Raw genomic sequence first — 19,532 nt, forward strand, 5'->3', positions numbered from 1 at the left:
CTAAAAAAACATGTCAACCGTCACTCCTTTTCATATTGCCATTCCTGTACATAACCTAGCAGAATGTAGAACGTTTTATCGCGATGTATTAAATTGCGAAGAAGGTCGTAGCAGCGATCATTGGGTAGACTTTAATTTATTCGGGCATCAATTAGTAATTCATTACAAACCAAAATCTAACAAAGAAAACCTACATCACAATCCTGTAGACGGCCATGACGTTCCCGTACCACATTACGGAGTAGTATTGCCTTGGGATGTATTCCAACAATTTGCTGAAACCCTTAAAACAAAAGGGATTAAATTCGTTATTGAGCCTTATATTCGATTTGAAGGTTTGGTGGGCGAGCAAGCTACTATGTTCTTTTTAGATCCTGCTGGTAATGCTTTGGAGTTTAAATCATTTAAGGATATGAGTCAGCTATTTGCAAAATAAGGAATTTTGCTTTATTGAAAAGTAATGGTGAAAATTGCGCCTTGATTTACCGCACTTGACACTTCAATCTTGCCTCCCATTTCAGAAACATAATTGGAAATTAGATACAACCCTACTCCTTTGCTATCTTTTGTGGAATGAAAGCGTTGGTTAAGATTAAAAATCTTGCCTTCAACTGTACTCATATCAAATCCGAGGCCATTATCCGTATACACCAACACTTTTTTCCCGTCTACTACGGCGGTAGCAATATTTATTCTTGGTGAAACATCTGGCCTGGCATACTTGATAGAATTTGTAATCAAGTTTAAAAAGATACTCTCCATAAATGTTCTATTAAACAACAACGTATGAAAAGCAAGAAAATCGCTCTTTATCTTTACCTTGGAATCATATATTAGAGCACTAATCGAAGATTGCACTACCTGCAAGACTTCTGAGAGTGAAATTTCCTCTTTAGAAGACTCAAGTTCTTCTGTCTGCGTCAAGGAGTCTACATAGCTATTTAAAGAATCTCTAAGCCCTTCTGTTGCATTTCTAATCAAGTTAAACACCTGCAGTGTTTCAGGATCTGTAATCTTATTTAAATCCAAAATATTACACAACGTAAGTAAGTTGTTCACCGGAGACCTTAAATCATGAGAGGTTTTAAAATTTAAATTTTTGAGGTTTTTATTCTTCTTATCCAAAGAAAGTAAATGCACTGCACGCTCAGATTCCAATTTTTTCTTGTACGTAATGTTTTTCGCAATGGCGTAAATTAAGTTCTCCTCTGGCAGCGGTATAGAGGTCCAGTCTAACCAAATAATAGCGCCGGACTTACTCACATACCTATTTTCAAAATTCAATAAAGGAAGGCTCTTTTTTAGATTTTCTCTATTGGATGCCGTTCTTAAACGATCATCTTCATGAATAAAGTCACTTATTTCTCTTGAAAACAATTCTTCCTGTGAATATTCTAAAAGATGTATGAATGCCGGATTTACTTTTTTGAAATATCCATCATAACCCGCTATACAAAGCAGATCATGAGAATTTTCAAAGAAAGGTTCCAGACTATATGGCATGACTTCTGATCTATTATAAAAAAAAAATGAGACTTAAAAAATTAAGTCTCAATAGTAAACGAAAAACCTTCTATATTATTTTCTGTTTCTATGACGATCACGTGCCAATAGTGTGTTTTTAAGAAGCATTGCAATAGTCATAGGTCCTACTCCACCTGGCACAGGTGTTATAAAACTAGCTTTTTTACTAACATTCTCAAAATCTACATCGCCTGTAATATAGTATCCTTTTTCATAAGAATCATCTGCAACTCTTGTGATACCTACATCTATAATTACCGCATCATCTTTAATCATTTCTGCTTTTAAGAATTTAGGCACTCCTAGAGCAGAAATTACGATATCTGCTTGAGAAATAATTTGAGTAATATTTTTAGTATGGCTATGAGTTAAGGTTACCGTAGAATTTCCTGGCCAGCCTTTTCTTCCCATTAAGATACTCATAGGTCTCCCTACTATATGACTTCTACCAATAACTACGGTATGCTTTCCTTTAGTATCTACATTATATCGTTCTAAAAGTTCTAAGATTCCAAAAGGCGTTGCAGGAATAAAAGTACTCATATCTAGCGCCATCTTTCCAAAATTCATAGGGTGAAAACCATCTACATCTTTATCTGGATCAACCGCTAGTAATACTTTTTGAGTATCTATTTGTGGAGGTAATGGTAATTGTACGATAAAACCATCTATATCCTCATTTTTATTTAATTCTTCAATCTTATTTAAAAGTTCTAATTCTGATGTAGTACTTGGCATTTTCACCAAAGTAGATTCAAAACCAACTTTCTCACAAGATCTCACCTTACTACCTACGTATGTTAAACTTGCCCCATCACTACCCACTAATATCGCTGCCAAGTGAGGAACTTTCTCCCCTTTTTCACGCATTTTTGCTACTTGAACAGCAATCTCTTGTTTAATTTCGTTAGATACTTTTTTCCCGTCTAATATTTCCATGGTATGGGTTGCTTCGTTTATTAAGTCGTTATTTTAGCTTGTCTCTACTTATTGCATGCCTTTCATTGCACCCATCATTTGCATCATCTTTTTGCCGCCACCGCCTTGCATCATTTTCATCATCTTACTCATCTGATCAAATTGTTTTAGCAATTGGTTTATTTCTTGGATAGATCTTCCACTACCTTTAGCAATACGTTTTTTTCTACTAGCATCTAATTTTGCGGGCGTAGCTCTTTCCAACGGAGTCATCGAATGAATAATAGCCTCTACATGTTTAAAAGCATCATCATCAATATCTAAACCTTTCAATGCCTTACCAGCACCAGGAATCATCCCCATAAGATCTTTGATGCTACCCATTTTCTTAATTTGCTGAATTTGACTTAAAAAGTCATCAAAACCAAATTGATTTTTAGCAATTTTCTTTTGAATTTTACGACTCTCCTCTTCATCAAACTGCTCTTGAGCTCTTTCTACTAGTGACACAACATCACCCATCCCTAAGATACGTTCTGCCATACGTGCAGGATAGAAGACATCAATAGCATCCATTTTTTCTCCTGTACCAATAAATTTAATTGGCTTATTTACAACAGATTTAATAGAGATTGCTGCTCCACCACGAGTATCACCATCTAATTTGGTAAGGATAACCCCGTCAAAATTTAAAATATCATTAAAGGCTTTTGCTGTATTTACAGCATCTTGCCCTGTCATAGCATCTACAACAAATAATGTTTCTTGAGGGTTAATTGCTTTATGAATGTTAGCAATTTCATTCATCATCTCTTCATCTACCGCCAAACGACCGGCAGTATCAATGATCACTACATTATGACCATTTGCTTTTGCATACGCAATACCTGCTTTTGAAATAGCTACAGGATCTGTATTGCCGCGGTCAGAGAAAACCTCAACTCCTATTTGATCACCAACTACATGTAACTGATCAACTGCCGCTGGGCGATAAACATCACAAGCTACTAATAATGGCTTTTTAGTTTTTTTAGTTTTTAGGTAACTAGCAAGTTTTCCAGAAAAAGTAGTTTTACCAGAACCTTGTAAACCAGACATTAACACTACAGAGGGGTCTCCAGATAAATTGATTCCTTCCACGTCTCCACCCATCAACTGGGTAAGCTCGTCTTTTACCAACTTCACCATTAACTGACCTGGCTGCAACGCTGTTAAAACGTCTTGACCTAGCGCTTTTTCTTTTACCGTATTGGTAAATTCTTTCGCTATTTTAAAATTGACATCGGCATCTAATAAAGCGCGTCGAACCTCTTTTAAAGTTTCTGCAACATTAATTTCTGTGATTTGACCATGCCCTTTTAGAACATGAAGTGCTTTATCTAACTTTTCGCTTAAATTATCAAACATAGTATTACCTTAATTATCAAGTGCTGCAAATTTAATAATAACAATGGGAAGTCCGAAGTTAGATTGCAAAAATATATGCACAAAAAAAAGGCAGCTTTTTTACAGCTGCCCTTTTTCAAATCTGAAACCTAAATTCTTAGTTACATGTTTTGGTTAAAAGGAGGACTTCTTCTCCTCTTTGTATTTTAAATAAATTATCGGCACATGCTATAACCGTCCATTCACCAACATAATTTGCTAAGGCCATAGAAAGATCATTAAACTTTAACACAGCACCGGATATTTCCCAATTACCCTCTTCAACTACTTCTTCATTGGCATTGTACACATGAATGTTCTCATTAGAAAAATCTATATCTAGCGCATCAAAGAAAGTACCATCAAGATTTGTGATCGTCCATCTGCAAGATTGAATGACATCATAAATATACGCCTCTTCACAAACGGTGCTAAGATCTTCACAATCTCTTAGCAACACATTCTCATAAATTAACTCGTTCTCGTTATAAATTTCAATACTTAATTGGGCATTAGAACTTCCAGTAATCTTCCATCTTTCAGCAATCAACTCTTGGTTTATATTGTAGAACACAATAGAGTTATTAACTATGGCCCAAGTGGCATAGGTGTCTATCTCAAAAAATTCCCCGTTGTCATCTACAAATTTCACAGCTCCATTTTCTAAAAACTTAATAGTATATAATCCAATACTTGAACTACTAGGAACAGCAAACTTCCATTTACATTGTTCTAGTACAACCTCTAATTCTTCATTTGAATTGCCCTCTGGTACGTCACAATCTTTTTTAAGAATAATTCGATCTCCATCACTTTCAAAAAGCTTTATTCTCCCCGCTTCCAATTCGTATACAGACCATTCTAATGAAAAATCTACAAGCTCATAAATTTCTAAGTTCAATAAAACACCATCATCATTAGCAATTGTGCTCCAAGTACCTTCAAAAAGATTACCTAAGCTGCTATACACTTTTACAGTACCATCTGCCTTAAAATTCATGGTATAAGAAAAATATTGTTCTGTTTGATATTGATTATATCTTTTAACTTCTTTTACTAAAAAGCCGCAGTCTATTAAATAAGCATCTAATTCTTCCTTGCTAAAATCATCATCATTGTAATCATCATCATCATCCTCATCACAAGAATCTTTCGCATTGTTTAAGGCCAGTGCTAACGCTTCGGTAGAATTTACTGTTATTATCGTTTCATCATATGATTTTAAGGAAACAGGGAAATTTAAACTTACCACATCGTTATCCCCTAAATCCTTGAAGAAAAATCTTAATTCTTTATCACTTTCTACAGCAACACTTCCTGTTTGCTGGCTATTTGTATCGTAGGTAAAAAAGGTTAAAGGATACACAAAATCAATACATTCTATATCATCATCAGCACCATTCTCAATACAGTCTTTTGCTAATTCTTCTAAAGCAGCCGCATTTGAAATTTCAATTTCGGTATAATCTGATAAGGTAATTTTTATAGGAAAAACAATAGTAAGTAGGTCACTATCATCTTCTAATTGATCAAAAATAGTTTCAATTAATTTTAAATCTTCTATAGAATCTATCCTTAGTTCTAAGCCATTCACCAAAACGCTATATGGAAATTGTACCGCTAAACAACTAGCGCCATCTACGATATTATCATAGGAACCATCGTTAGCAGACGCATCTATAATTAACTTAGCAGTGCTAGAACTTGCTGTAATTGTTGACTGTTCTTCCGAATCTGGAAGCTCTTCAAATTCTTCTTGACAAGAAGAAATAAATAATGCACTTATCAATAGGCCTATAAATGCAAAATTTTTAAACACATTTTTCATAATGATTTGGTTTTTTGTTATTATACCATTAAAACAACTCACGTTTAAAAAACCCTACCAAAACTTTTAATTATTTTTAAAATACCTTTGAAAAATACTTTTTGATAATTGATTGATGGATACACCAAAACAAAACGTTTGTGAGGAACAAGTTTATAATGAATTATTTAAAACCAATTCTAAAACGGTTTTTAACTACATATATTATAAATACGGAAACGAAGAGAAAGCCTATGATGTTGTACAAGAAGCATTTATAAAACTTTGGGAAAATTGTAAGAAAGTTGCTCCAGAAAAAGCAAAGTCGTTCGTATATACGGTTGCTAATAATTTGTATTTAAATGTCCTTAAGGCCGAAAAAGTGCGCTTTAAGCATGCTAAAGACACCTTAGACGTTACTCATGAGTCTCCTGAATTTCTTTTGGAAGAAAAACAATTTAAATTAAAATTAGAACAAGCCTTATCAGATTTACCAGAAAACCAACGTAGTACTTTTTTGTTGAATAGAATTGATGGAAAAAAATATAAAGAGATTGCGGATCTGGAAGGAGTTAGTGTCAAAGCCATTGAAAAAAGAATGCATTTAGCATTGAAATCATTACGCGAAAAAATTGACGGAATCTAAATTTGTCGAATGGTGGATTAATATTAATAAAAATAGTAGGGTTTTTGCCCTACAGAGTGTTATAGCTATATAAAGCATAAATTATGCAAGAAAATTACTTAGCCAAATGGCTGAACAACGAATTAACGGATGCTGAACTCGAGGCTTTTAAAAAGTCTGACGAGTATGCTTCGTACAAAAAAATTGCTACTATTTCTAGTACCCTAGAAACGCCTGAATTTGATATTGAAAAGGCATTGGCTGAAAATAAACTAGCTCGTAAAACCACAAAAGGAAAAGTTGTAAAGCTTAACCCTTTAAAGATATTTACGCGTATAGCGGCGGCTATCGTGCTATTTATTGCCGGAGCTTATTTCTTTATGAATACTAATGAACATGTAGAAACAGCCCTAGCACAAACAGAACTTATTACTTTACCAGATGCTTCAGAAGTGGTTTTAAATGCAGATTCACAAATGGATTATAGCATCAAAAACTGGGACCAAAAAAGGCACCTTACCCTTAATGGGGAAGCTTATTTTAAAGTGGCCAAAGGGAAAAAATTCACAGTAGAAACTTCTTCCGGAACCATTCAAGTCTTAGGAACTCAATTTAATGTTACTAATAGGCCTAATTATTTTAAAGTTACCTGCTTTGAAGGCTTAGTTAGCGTCACTTATAAAAACAAGACACTGAAATTACCAGCAGGAACTTCATTCCTAGTTTTGAATGATAAAATTATTCCTACAGAAGCACCTAAAACAGATAAGCCTTCTTGGATCACCAACGAAAGTACCTTTACCAGTATTCCATTAAACTTTGTTTTAGCAGAACTAGAACGTCAATATAATGTTACAATAAGCTCTAGTTCTATAAATACAAACACCTTGTTCACAGGAACTTTCACCAATAAAAATATAGATTCGGCATTAAAAAGTATCTGTGTTCCAAATAACATAACATATACTTTAGAGGGGGATAAAGTGATTTTGCATGCTAAAAACGCTGAGTAGTATAGTAACTATATTTTTAATTGCCGTTATATTTCTCTCCTCCTTAAAAATCTCGGGGCAGGAAAATAGGGCTGCACAGGTTTCGCTTAGAACGTATTTAAATCAACTAGAAGAAACCTTTTCTGTAAAATTTTCATTCGCAGACAACACCATTAATGCCTTTTCTATTGTTCCTCAAGAATTCAATAAACTTGAAGCCGCCATACATTATATTGAAACAGAAATATCCTTAGATTTAAAAAAAATAGACAATAGATACTATACTATTTCCAAAAAGGTAATTTCTATTTGCGCGAAAGTTCTAGATAATTTTGAGCAAAACACCTTACACAATGCCACGATTAAAGTTTTAGAACAAGGTATAACTACCATTACAGATGACACTGGGGCTTTTTATTTAAGCAACATCCCTAAAAGTTCTATTCTTGAAATTAGACATGTAGGTTTTAAACCCCTGTTTATAAAAGCAGAAGAATTAGACCAGAAAGGTCCTTGTCAAATTATAGCATTAGCTCAAAATATTCAACAATTAGATGAAGTTATTATCTATAAGTTTTTAACTACTGGATTAGAAAAACAAGATGATGCCAGTATTGTATTACATACTGACAATTTTGGAATTCTCCCTGGTTTAATAGAACCCGATGTTCTACAAACCGTACAAGCACTACCCGGAATAAAAAGTATTGACGAAACCGTTTCTGATATTAATGTTCGTGGCGGTACCAATGACCAAAACTTGATACTCTGGGAGGGTATAAAAATGTATCAATCTGGACACTTCTTTGGCTTAATATCTGCATTCAACCCCTATTTAACGGATAAAGTCACTCTGATAAAAAATGGTTCAAGTGCCGCTTACGGAGATGGCGTTAGTAGTATTTTGGACATGCGAACAAAGAATACGATTACCGACGAATTATATGGTGGCGCAGGGATTAATTTATTAAGTGGTGATGTCTACGGTCAAATTCCGCTTAAAGAAAATCTGGCATTTCAATTTTCAGGAAGACGTTCTATCACAGATCTTTTAAACACTCCTACGTACAACCAGTTTTATGAAAGAGCTTTTCAGGATACTGAAATTAAAGGCAATGAACCTGAACAAGAAAATATAGCTAGAAGCGAAGACTTCTATTTTTATGATTTTACAGGTAAACTATTATATGATATTTCACAGAAACACAAAGCACGTGTAAGCTTTATTGCCATCAATAATTTATTAGAATATACTGTTTTAAATACCAACACTCAAGAAACAACCAACAGTAAATTAATGCAAACCAATTTTTCTATAGGCGGTTATTTAGAGAGCACATGGAATTCTAATTTCTCTACACAGCTAAATGCGTATTACACCTCTTACCATTTAGATTCTGAAAATTTCAATTCAGAAAACGATCAACAGTTACTTCAAAATAACGAAGTATTAGAAACTGCCATTCAACTCACATCTAACTACCATTTCTCTGAACAATTGGCTTGGAAAAATGGATATGATTTTAAAGAAGTGGGAATTATAAATTTTACGAATGTAACGCAACCCCCGTTCCGAAGTAATATAAAAGGGGTTATTAGAACGCACGCCCTATTTTCAGAACTTACCTACGCCTCTGAAAATAAAAAACTTTGGGCCAGAGCGGGCTTACGCGCAAACTACTCAGAAAATTTAGGCACTTTTGAAAAGCTTATTTTAGAACCACGGCTAAACCTAAATTACAAATTAGCCCGCAACCTTAAGGTAGATTTACAAGGCGAATTTAAAAACCAGACCACCAACCAGGTTATTGATTTAAAACAAAATTTTCTAGGAATTGAAAAACGAAGATGGGTTTTAGCAAATGAAGAAGACCTACCAATTACCCGAAGCAAACAAGTTTCGTTGGGCGTCAATTACGATAAAAACAAAATCTATATTGGCATAGAAGGGTTTTATAAATATGTTAATGGTATTAGCACTACCACTCAAGGATTTCAAAATGAAGATCAATTTAATGGTGAAATTGGAACCTATGCTGCTAGAGGAGTCGAATTCTTAATCAACCAAAAAACAAAGAATCTAAGTAACTGGTTAACCTATACCTATAATAAAAATGATTATACGTTTGATTTATTGAACCCCAGTACATTTCCTAATAATTTAGACATTAGACATACCATCACTTTTGCGAGCACCTATACGTATGAACATCTAAAGTTAGGCCTTGGCCTTAACCATAGAACCGGAAGGCCCTATACCAAGCCTCAAGAAAATGGAAACGCCATAAATACCTTAGTTTTTCCGAATACTATAAATTATGAAGATGCTAATAACAGTAGATTACCAGCATACTTGCGCATAGATGCCTCTGCAATTTATAATTTTAAAATAAATCAAAATATAAAAGCATCTGTAGGCGCATCGCTGTTAAACATATTAGACCATAAAAACATCCTGAATAGATATTACCGTTTAAATGACCAAGATGAAATAGAGACTGTGGAAAGTGTTTCATTAGGAATTACTCCTAATTTTAGTTTCCGAATGTTCTTCTAATTAGACCTCAAAAGGTTTCTGGAAATCAAAATTCAGCATCTTTCTCAAAATCAAATATATTTCAGGAAACTCTTGCCTAAATTCTAAAGGAGTTTCTACATAATTTTCTACAGCAACAGCAAAAAACTCTTGAACATTTGTTTTACTATAGGCTCTAAAATAAGTGCTTTCTTCAAATTTTTGTTGAAATAAAGTAGAACTGTACACGGAGGCTAGTAGATCCATATGCTTTCTAAAATTCCTATTCTCAAGATTACGCTCTAACACAGCATTAAAGCTTAAAGCATGGGCAAACTCATGAACTCCTAGATTTTTATTATCATTAGGGATCTCAAACCCTTGCTTTACATGTTCTGCAGAAAAAACAATGGTTTTTAAACCTGGATTGTATTCGCCGATATGGTTCTGACGGTTAAGTTTAGAAAAATATTGATTTGGATAAATGATTACCCGCTCAATAGCGGGAATCTTATATCTTTTTAAGCCTAAGGTTAAAATAGTAGCCGTAGCACTTAAAAGCAACGCCATATCTTCTTGTCGCGGCGTTAAACCATGAAATACAAATTGCTTATCTCTTCTAAACCGAAGTAATCGATACTCAAATTTTTGCTTCTGATTATTTGATAGCTTTTTATAGACTGGAAAATTATTAAGAATAATTTTCTTTTCTGAAATGGTTAACGGGTCTAATTCCGTGAAATATATGCGATAAGCATAACGTAAAATATATAAGAAATATGCGGCTATTACAATGATAGCAAAAACAGGTACCCACATATTTCTTACTTTAATTTACATGCGTTGAGGAACTTCTATTCCTAATAATTTAAAAGAAGACTGTATAACATCACTCACCTTTTTAGACAATTGCACTCTAAATGCTTTCTTAGCCGCATCTTCCTCTCCTAAGATAGATACATTCTGGTAAAATGAGTTAAACTCTTTCACCAAATCATACGTATAATTAGCAACCAATGCTGGACTATAGTTAGCTGCTGCCAATTGAATGGTCTCTGGATACCCTTGTAATTGTTTAATTAATTCTTTTTCTTTTGCATGAAGTTCTTTCAAGCCATCAAAACCATTCAACTTTAATTCATCTGCCTTGCGTAGAATAGATTGTATCCTTGCATAGGTATACTGAATAAACGGACCAGTATTTCCTTGAAAATCTACGGATTCTTCCGGATTAAATAAGATGCGCTTTTTAGGGTCTACCTTTAAAATGTAATATTTTAATGCCCCCAAGCCAATCATTTTATATAAATCTTGCTTTTCATCAGCAGAATAATCTTCGAGCTTTCCTAATTCTTGAGAAATTTCGCCCGCAGTAGTTGTCATATCTTGCATTAAATCATCTGCATCTACAACAGTACCCTCTCTACTTTTCATCTTTCCACTTGGCAAATCTACCATCCCATAACTCAAATGGAATAAATTCTCTGACCAAGAGAAACCTAATTTCTTTAAAATTAAAAACAACACTTTAAAATGATAATCTTGCTCATTCCCAACGGTATACACCATACCACTAACATCAGGATGGTCTTTTACACGTTGTATAGCCGTACCAATATCTTGAGTCATATAGACTGCCGTACCATCTGAACGCAATACAATCTTTTCATCAAGACCTTCGTCTGTCAAATCTATCCAAACACTACCATCTTCTTTTTTAAAGAAAACTCCTTTTTCTAAGCCAGCAGCAACAACATCTTTTCCTAGTAAATACGTGTCACTCTCATAATATAAGGTATCAAAATCTACTCCTAAATTCTTATAAGTAACTTCAAAGCCCGCATACACCCATTGGTTCATAGTTTTCCAAAGCGCTACAACATCCTCATCTCCAGCTTCCCATTTTAAAAGCATTTGTTGTGCTTCTACTAAAATTGGCGCTTCTTTTTCTGCAACTTCTTTAGCCGTTCCATTAGCTATTAAAGTAGCAACCTCTTCCTTATAAGCTTTATCAAAGGCTACATAGTAGTTTCCCACCAACTTATCACCTTTTAATCCTGCACCTTCTGGTGTTTCTCCTTTACCAAATTTTTGCCAAGCCAACATACTTTTACAAATATGTATTCCTCGATCATTGATAATTTGAGTTTTATATACTTTTTTTCCTGATGCTTTTAATATTTCCGCAACAGAATAACCTAATAAATTATTTCTGATATGCCCTAAATGCAAGGGTTTATTTGTATTTGGTGAAGAATATTCTACCATAACAGCGTTGGCCGTATCTGGAGCTACATGACCAAAAGTTGTATTCGCATCAATCGTTTTAAAATCTGCCAAGTAATATGCGTCGCTAATTACCAGATTCAAGAATCCTTTGATTACATTAAACCCAATAATTTCCTCAACTTGCGCTACTAAATAAGTACCAATATCATTTCCTATCTGTACCGGATTGCCTTTTACAACACGTAACATTGGGAATACAACGATAGTGATATCGCCCTCAAAATCTTTGCGTGTTGGTTGAAATTCAACCGATGGTAATTCTGCTTTAAATAATGTTGAAACCGCTTCTTTTACCTTGGTTTCTAATACGTTCTGGATATTCATGATTATTTGACTTATCAATCTGCAAAACTAAACATTTTTTGTCCTTTTAATAGTATATTAAGACTTAAACAACTCCTAATTGCGTAACTTTATAAGAAAAATTGCATCATGGTAGATATACAAAAAGTAATTGCGCAACTAAGTTCTTCTCGTTTAAGGCAGATAGCAGTATCAATAGCTACTTTTTTCAATGAGATTATAGCATCATTTTGCAAAGACGACAACGATTCATCTGGTAAGAAAGTTCAATACATAGCGCAACGTGTTGATGGCAGAAAAGTTCCTGTAAACAGAAAACTCTAATCTATGCTTGTTAATGTATCCTACAATAACAAAGAAATTACCCGCAAAGTAGATAAACTAGTAGGTAAGCCTTTTACGCTAAAAGAGCGGTGGGCTATGAAAGGAATTGGCTCTCCTAAGCTGTTTATTACGGAAACAAGCATTGAAATACGTAATCTATTACTTCTAGATAACAATACAGATTCTTGCAACGTAGAGTTGCGACCAAAGGGAATCATTGTTCGCTTTAGATCATTGTTAGAAACCTTTGCTTTAGTAATTCCATATTACAAACTCACCATTTACAAAGGAGATTTTGCGGTATATTCTATTTACAAAGATCATTATTTCATTAAAGTGAAATCTGACACCAAAGCAATCCAAAATTATTTTAAAAAAATCCTCGATTTTAAAATCGAAAATACCCCCACTTCTATAACAGATTTTTAAAACTACCCTATGAAAATACTTCTCACTGGCGCAAATGGCTATATTGGCATGCGATTATTGCCACAGCTTTTGGAGTTAGGTCACGAAGTAGTATGTGCTGTACGTAATGAGCGCCGCTTATCTGTAGATAAAGAAACTAGAGCACAAATAGAAGTTATAGAATTAGATTTACTAGAAGATTTTTCGTCTGGAAAAATACCAAAAGATATAGATATTGCTTACTTCTTAATACATTCTATGAGTTCTTCTACTCAAGATTTTGATAAACAAGAAGCCATAACAGCACACAATTTCAATGCTTATTTAGCAGAAACAACTGTGCAACAAGTAATTTACTTAAGCGGAATAGTTAATGACACAGAACTATCCAAACATTTAAGTTCTAGAAAAAATGTTGAAGACATTCTCTACCAAGGGAATTTTAATCTTACCGTTTTAAGAGCCGGAATAATTGTTGGATCAGGGAGTTCCTCTTTTGAGATTATCCGTGATTTATGTGAGAAATTACCCTTTATGATTACTCCAAAATGGGTACTGACAAAAACACAACCTATTGCCATAAGAGATGTAATCTCCTACCTAACAGGCGTAATTGGTCATAAAGAAACGTATAACGATTCTTTCGATATTGCGGGCCCTGATGTACTCACCTATAAAGAAATGCTTCACCAGTACGCAAAAGCTAGAGGTTTTAAAAATTGGATTGTTACAGTACCTATCATGACTCCAAAACTATCTTCCTACTGGTTATATTTTGTTACGTCTACTTCTTACAAGCTTGCTATTAATCTTGTAGATAGTATGAAAATGGAGGTTGTTGCAAAAGATCAGCGTCTTCAAGACCTATTAGAAATAACTCCTTTCTCCTACATGGAGGCTATAGACATGGCGTTCAAAAAAATTGAACAGAATTTAGTAGTGAGTAGCTGGAAGGATAGTATGATTAGTGGGCGTTTTAGAAAAAATTTAGAAAAACATATACAAGTTCCCAAATACGGTGTCCTTACCGATAAAAAATCAATGAAAGTTGATGATCCTGAATTAGCATTGCAGAACATCTGGAAAATTGGCGGCGAAACAGGTTGGTACTATGCCAATTGGTTGTGGAAACTAAGGGGTTTTATGGACAAACTTTCTGGCGGTGTTGGGTTGCGCCGTGGAAGAACCCATCCAGATAAGATCTATACAGGTGACGCCCTTGATTTTTGGCGCGTTTTACTTGCTGATAAAAAAAATAAACGCTTGCTTTTATTTGCAGAAATGCGCTTACCTGGAGAAGCTTGGTTAGAATTTGAAATTGATGACTGTAATATATTACACCAAACTGCGACATTTAGACCTCGTGGACTTCGCGGTAGGCTGTATTGGTATAGCGTACTGCCCTTTCATTTTTTTATTTTTGGAGGAATGCTTCGTGGAATTGCGACTAAAAAATAACATCTAATTTGACACTTAAAACACGTACAAAAAACCCATTACTACCATTTTCTATTGGTATATTATTGCTATTATCCCTAATTGCTTTTTTCGCTACAGAAAGCAGCTATATCATCATCAGTGATTGGTCTTTATGGGTACGTACCTATTTTGGGTATTTCTATTTATACTTAGGCTTAGCCTGTGTTTTTTTCTTGCTTATTATTGCTTTTTCTCCCATAGGCAAATTAAAATTAGGCAAAGAAAATTCAAAACCAGAATACTCTCTATGGTCGTGGATTGCTATGCTCTATAGCGCAGGAATGGGTGCAGGAATATTACTAAGAGCAGTACAGGAGCCAATTTATATGCAACAAAATCCTCCGTACACCTCAAATTTAGCTCCAGAAATTCTTGCCTTAGAATTTACGTTTTACCAATGGGGCTTTACCGCGTGGGCGTTTTATGGTTTGTTCGCAATGGTCATAGCATATGCATTATTTGTCCGAAAAAAGAAGACTTTAATTAGCGAAACGGTTTCTAATACCTTACCTAATAAAAAACTGTTATACGGAATTGACATCCTGACCATACTCACCACCATTTTTGGATTAATTGCAGCGGTAGGCTTAGGAACCACCCAAATTAAAGGAGGTATCAATCATTTATTTAAGGAAGATTTTGATTTGAATTTAACTATAGGCCTTACCACCATAATTGTTATTGTAGCCGCCTATAGTGCCTGGATGGGGGTAAATAAAGGAATTAAGATGATATCAAAATTAAATATTATCACAGCCCTAAGTATTCTAATATTTACGTTTGTTTTTAGTGATGTACCATTAATTTTAAGTAACTTTTTCAGTGCTACCTATCACTATATACTAGATTTCATCCCCATGAGTTTAGCTTTGGGAAGCTATAACCCTGGAATGAATTTCTTATCTGATTGGACGTTTTATTACTGGGCATTTTGGCTAGCATGGGCACCATTTACTGGAATATTTATTGCTAGAATATCAAAAGGAAGAACGCTTAGACAGCTATTATTAGGCGTATTAATTATTCCTTCTTTAGGAACTTTTTTCTGGTTTGCAGTATTTGGATCCTCAGCTTTTGAACTTGTGGAAACATGGGGAAGCTATAACAATGAGTTTGGGAATGTTTTTTCTTCCATTTTTGTGTTTCTCGAAAACTATCCCTTTGCCTTTTTGCTCAATATGGTGACTCTTTTTCTATTGGCTAGCTTTCTAGTAACCTCTGTAGATTCTGCCGTTTTTGTATTGAGTATGTTTACGGATAGTGGCAAAAAGAACCCGAGTAAAAAACACAGATTATTATGGTCTGCAATTATTCTGATTGCCACTATAGCATTATTAGTTTTAGGGAATGTAAAACCTGAAATTGATGTACTTACCGCTGTTCAAAAACTATTAATTATTACCTCTTTGCCTTTTGCTTTTTTTAGCATTTTTATGGCATGGGTATTCTTAAAAGAAGTTTTGAAGAAAAAGTAATTCTTTATTTTTTAGGTAAAAACACTTCTGCCATCATACAACGTGCACTACCACCACCACAAGTTTCTATCGTATCTAAAGAACTGTGAATAATTTCACAATGTGCATTAATTGCTTTTAGTTGATCTGCTGTTAAACTAGTATAGGCCGCAGAACTCATGACCAAATAGCGCTTATTATCTGCTCCTAATACTTGAAGCATATTCCCCGCAAACTGGTGCATCTGTTGTTCTGTGATTCTTATAATCTCTTTGCCATCATTATGAAGGTGATCTAAGACACTTTTACGCTCTTTTTTATCATCAATAGTATCAGAACATATGATCGCAAAGGTTTCACCTAGAGCCATCATTACATTGGTATGATAGATGGGCATACGTTTGCCATCTACAGATTGATTGGCAGTGAAAATTACAGGGAAATAATCGAAATCTTCACAGAACTCAATAAATAACTCTTCATCTGCTCTGTCTGACAATGCACAGTAAGCTTTTTTATTTAACCTATCTAAACAGATACTACCCGTTCCTTCTAAAAAGAAATCATCGTCTTCTGCCGAAGTATAATCAACAATATCATTTATTTTAAAACCTTCTTCCTCTAAAATATCCAAGACATCTTCACGACGCTCGTTTCTTCTATTCTCTGCAAACATTGGATACAGACCAACGATACCTTCTTTATGAAATGATATCCAATTATTTGGAAAGATAGAATCAGGAGTATCCGGACTCAAAGTATCGTCAACCACGACCACGTGTATCCCTTTATCTCTTAAGGCTACAACAAAAGCATCAAATTCTACTTGCGCTTTTTTATTAATTTCTACATTTTTAAGATCAAGATCTTCTTGAAAAAAATTATTTACAGCCGTCTGCTCATTCATACGAAAAGCGACAGGTCTAATCATTAAAATAGTGTTGGTAACTTGCATAAATTTCCTTAATATATCTTGTAAAATTATACTTTTAAGTGAATTTTCTTATGGAAATTCACTTAATTTATTCCCGAATTAAAGGCATCGTACTACAGCGTAACAATCCCTCTTGTTTCGAAATCTCGGCATACGGTATTTCTTCTACCGTGAAGCCTTTTTCTCTTAACCAGGTATTTAATCTCGTAAAATTCTTTTCTGAAACAATAACCTCTTGAGAAATTGAAAATACATTGCTAAACATATTGTACATCTCATCGCTCGTAATTTCAAAAACGTTTTCTTTTCCAAAATAATCTAGCAACCACTGGTATTCCTCTTCGATTAGAAAACCATTTTTATGCAAGATGGCTTTGTCTTTTCCTATAGGTTGAAAACAACAGTCTAAGTGCAAAGCGTTTTCTCTTGCATTGGTTGACTTTCTTAGCTCAAAAGATTTTACAATCTTATGAGGAAATAAAGCTGTAATGTGTTCTACCGCAAGCTTATTTGTTCTTGCCGTTATATGATGCGAATAGTTTTCAGCGGTGTAGGTTCCTATGAAAATATAATCATTCCATGGCATTACATCACCACCCTCAATATGAGCTTCTTCTGGAAGCTGAATTACTTTTGCTGGATCTATTTGAGAAATAACATCTCCTATAGCTAAATACTCTTCCTCTCTATCTGGTAATATATTGGCCTTAAAGAAAAAATCATCAATGACAAAGGCTATATCTCTTGAAAAAATTTGATTACAATCTTTCAAAATTTTTGGTCTAAAAACCTGAACATCGTGTTTTTTTAAAACGTGTTCAAAAGCATCCATTTCCAATATCATATCTGCTTCTACAGGATAAGTTCCTGCTAAGATATGTTCTAGTGATTTTGGATCGTAAGCTTCTTCTGGTTTTGGAGTAGGTCCACAACTTTTAGCAGTTCCTAAAATGACTGCCTTTAGTTTTGAAGTTTCATCCTTAATGTTCAAATCAAGCATAAAAAATATAAATTGAATAATTAGTAATTATTGAGGGCAAAAATAAGAATCTATTAATAAAAAACTGCCTTTTTGTAAAAAACAAAAAGGCAGTTTAGAATAATATTATTTTAAGAAAATTTATCTCTTTTCGACAGGAACAAAAGATCTTAAGTTTTCTCCAACATATACTTGTCTTGGACGACCTATTGGCTCACCTTTTAATCTCATTTCTCTCCATTGAGCAATCCAACCTGGTAGTCTACCTAATGCAAACATTACTGTAAACATTTCTGTCGGGATTCCTAAAGCTCTGTAAATTATTCCTGAGTAAAAATCTACATTAGGATATAATTTTCTATCTACAAAATATTGATCTTCTAATGCTTCTTTCTCTAAACCTTGAGCAATAGACAAAATTGGATCTTCAATACCTAAATCTCCTAAAACTTCATCCGCTGCTTTTTTGATGATTTTAGCACGAGGATCAAAGTTTTTATAAACTCTATGACCAAAGCCCATCAATCTAAAAGGATCTTCTTTATCTTTTGCTTTAGCCATGTACTTTTTAGTATCACCACCATCAGCTTCAATAGCTTCTAACATTTCTAATACTGCTTGGTTAGCACCTCCATGAAGTGGTCCCCATAATGCAGAGATACCTGCAGATAATGACGCAAACAAACCAGCATGAGAAGAACCTACTATACGTACTGTAGAAGTAGAACAGTTTTGCTCGTGGTCTGCATGTAAGATTAAAAGTTTATCTAATGCATCAATAATAGTTTTATCTTTTTTGTATTCTTGATTAGGTTTCTTGAACATCATTTTATGAATATTCTCAACATACCCTAAAGAGTCATCTCCGTAATCTAATGGCAATCCTTTTTTCTTACGTAAAGTCCAAGCTACTAAAACTGGGAATTTAGCCATAATACGCACTATTGCCCAATACATTTCTTTTTCAGAACTTACATTTACAGAACTTGGATTAAAAGCTATTAATGCACTTGTTAAAGAAGATAATACACCCATTGGATGTGCTGACTTAGGAAAACCATCTAAGATTTTTTTCATTTCCTCATCTACGTGAGACTCAGATTTTATATCTGAATGAAATTTCTCTAGTTGTTCTTTATTAGGAAGTTCTCCGAATATTAGTAAATAAGCAACTTCTAAAAAGTCTGCTTTTTCTGCTAATTCTTCAATTGAATATCCACGGTAACGCAATATTCCTTTTTCACCATCTAAGAAAGTTATAGCACTTTCACAAGAGCCTGTATTTTTGTAGCCTGGATCAATTGTGATCATTCCAGTTGCTGCTCTTAAACTTTTGATATCTATTGCTAATTCTTCCTCTGTACCTTTTATAACAGGGAATTCATAAGTATTCCCTTTGTATTCTAATATAGCTTTGTCTGACATGTGTTTTTTTAACTTTTAGTACTCCGTAAATTTAAGAAAAAGGCGTGCCATTAACAATTCAAAAAAAATCATTTATTGTATTATTAACAAATAAAGAATTCTTTTGCTTATTTTGAACAAATAGAGACCAA

General features: G+C 34.0%; 17 protein-coding genes. 8 read left to right on the plus strand and 9 right to left on the minus strand.

The genetic code is table 11. From position 1 onward, the window contains the following. Positions 1-10: 10 nt before the first annotated feature. Complete coding sequence (locus M666_RS00785) at positions 11-436, plus strand: VOC family protein (RefSeq protein ID WP_029445366.1); 426 nt, start codon at positions 11-13, stop codon at positions 434-436. Positions 437-447: 11 nt separating this feature from the next. Here the strand turns inward: M666_RS00785 and M666_RS00790 are convergent, their stop codons facing one another. From M666_RS00790 to M666_RS00805, 4 genes are all read right to left on the minus strand, one after another. Further along, positions 448-1,503, minus strand: a complete 1,056-nt coding sequence (locus M666_RS00790) for a PAS domain-containing sensor histidine kinase (protein WP_029445365.1) — start codon at positions 1,501-1,503, stop codon at positions 448-450. Positions 1,504-1,578: 75 nt separating this feature from the next. Then, on the minus strand, positions 1,579-2,463 hold the full coding sequence (locus M666_RS00795) for a bifunctional 5,10-methylenetetrahydrofolate dehydrogenase/5,10-methenyltetrahydrofolate cyclohydrolase (RefSeq protein ID WP_024479390.1): 885 nt from the start codon (positions 2,461-2,463) through the stop codon (positions 1,579-1,581). 48 nt (positions 2,464-2,511) lie between these two features. After that, positions 2,512-3,849 (minus strand): signal recognition particle protein, encoded by a 1,338-nt coding sequence (gene ffh / locus M666_RS00800; RefSeq protein ID WP_024479389.1) that lies wholly within the window; start codon positions 3,847-3,849, stop codon positions 2,512-2,514. Between the two features lie 136 nt (positions 3,850-3,985). Next, positions 3,986-5,695 carry a hypothetical protein gene (locus M666_RS00805; protein ID WP_029445364.1) on the minus strand — a complete coding sequence of 570 codons (1,710 nt, stop codon included), beginning with the start codon at positions 5,693-5,695 and terminating at the stop codon, positions 3,986-3,988. A 115-nt stretch (positions 5,696-5,810) separates the two neighbouring features. On the opposite strand from M666_RS00805, the gene M666_RS00810 reads away from it, so the two are divergent. The 3 genes from M666_RS00810 (at position 5,811) to M666_RS00820 (ending at position 9,848) form a co-directional block, all read left to right on the plus strand. Further along, positions 5,811-6,320, plus strand: a complete 510-nt coding sequence (locus M666_RS00810) for an RNA polymerase sigma factor (protein WP_029445363.1) — start codon at positions 5,811-5,813, stop codon at positions 6,318-6,320. An 83-nt stretch (positions 6,321-6,403) separates the two neighbouring features. Then, positions 6,404-7,312 (plus strand): FecR family protein, encoded by a 909-nt coding sequence (locus M666_RS00815; protein ID WP_029445362.1) that lies wholly within the window; start codon positions 6,404-6,406, stop codon positions 7,310-7,312. Then, positions 7,293-9,848 (plus strand): TonB-dependent receptor, encoded by a 2,556-nt coding sequence (locus tag M666_RS00820; RefSeq protein ID WP_029445361.1) that lies wholly within the window; start codon positions 7,293-7,295, stop codon positions 9,846-9,848. Before M666_RS00815 ends, M666_RS00820 begins: the two co-directional genes overlap by 20 nt. Here M666_RS00820 and M666_RS00825 read toward each other — a convergent pair whose 3' ends face one another. Both M666_RS00825 and argS read right to left on the minus strand, forming a co-directional pair. Further along, on the minus strand, positions 9,849-10,625 hold the full coding sequence (locus tag M666_RS00825; protein WP_029445360.1) for a zinc-dependent peptidase: 777 nt from the start codon (positions 10,623-10,625) through the stop codon (positions 9,849-9,851). Between the two features lie 15 nt (positions 10,626-10,640). Next, a complete protein-coding gene (gene argS, locus M666_RS00830) occupies positions 10,641-12,419 on the minus strand; it encodes an arginine--tRNA ligase (protein ID WP_029445359.1) in 1,779 nt (592 codons plus the stop codon). 108 nt (positions 12,420-12,527) lie between these two features. Here argS and M666_RS00835 point away from each other — a divergent pair, with 108 nt between their 5' ends. From M666_RS00835 to M666_RS00850, 4 genes are read left to right on the plus strand one after another with little or no spacing between them, the layout of a single operon-like run. Next, complete coding sequence (locus M666_RS00835) at positions 12,528-12,722, plus strand: hypothetical protein (RefSeq protein WP_024479382.1); 195 nt, start codon at positions 12,528-12,530, stop codon at positions 12,720-12,722. A 3-nt stretch (positions 12,723-12,725) separates the two neighbouring features. Then, positions 12,726-13,151 carry a hypothetical protein gene (locus tag M666_RS00840; RefSeq protein WP_029445358.1) on the plus strand — a complete coding sequence of 142 codons (426 nt, stop codon included), beginning with the start codon at positions 12,726-12,728 and terminating at the stop codon, positions 13,149-13,151. 9 nt (positions 13,152-13,160) lie between these two features. After that, positions 13,161-14,588: an SDR family oxidoreductase gene (locus tag M666_RS00845; RefSeq protein WP_029445357.1), complete on the plus strand. Its 1,428-nt coding sequence runs from the start codon at positions 13,161-13,163 to the stop codon at positions 14,586-14,588. Positions 14,589-14,596: 8 nt separating this feature from the next. Continuing rightward, entirely contained in the window at positions 14,597-16,084 is a 1,488-nt protein-coding gene (locus M666_RS00850; protein ID WP_029445356.1) for a BCCT family transporter, read from the plus strand. 4 nt (positions 16,085-16,088) lie between these two features. Here the strand turns inward: M666_RS00850 and ctlX are convergent, their stop codons facing one another. From ctlX to M666_RS00865, 3 genes are all read right to left on the minus strand, one after another. Beyond that, a complete protein-coding gene (ctlX, locus tag M666_RS00855) occupies positions 16,089-17,018 on the minus strand; it encodes a citrulline utilization hydrolase CtlX (RefSeq protein ID WP_029445355.1) in 930 nt (309 codons plus the stop codon). Positions 17,019-17,085: 67 nt separating this feature from the next. Next, positions 17,086-17,997 carry a dimethylarginine dimethylaminohydrolase family protein gene (locus M666_RS00860; protein WP_024479377.1) on the minus strand — a complete coding sequence of 304 codons (912 nt, stop codon included), beginning with the start codon at positions 17,995-17,997 and terminating at the stop codon, positions 17,086-17,088. A 120-nt stretch (positions 17,998-18,117) separates the two neighbouring features. Beyond that, positions 18,118-19,401, minus strand: coding sequence for a citrate synthase (locus M666_RS00865; protein ID WP_029445354.1), 1,284 nt, complete (start codon positions 19,399-19,401; stop codon positions 18,118-18,120). Between the last annotated feature and the right edge of the window lie 131 nt (positions 19,402-19,532).

It is taken from the genome of Cellulophaga baltica 18 (genome assembly GCF_000468615.2).
Lineage (GTDB): Bacteria > Bacteroidota > Bacteroidia > Flavobacteriales > Flavobacteriaceae > Cellulophaga > Cellulophaga baltica.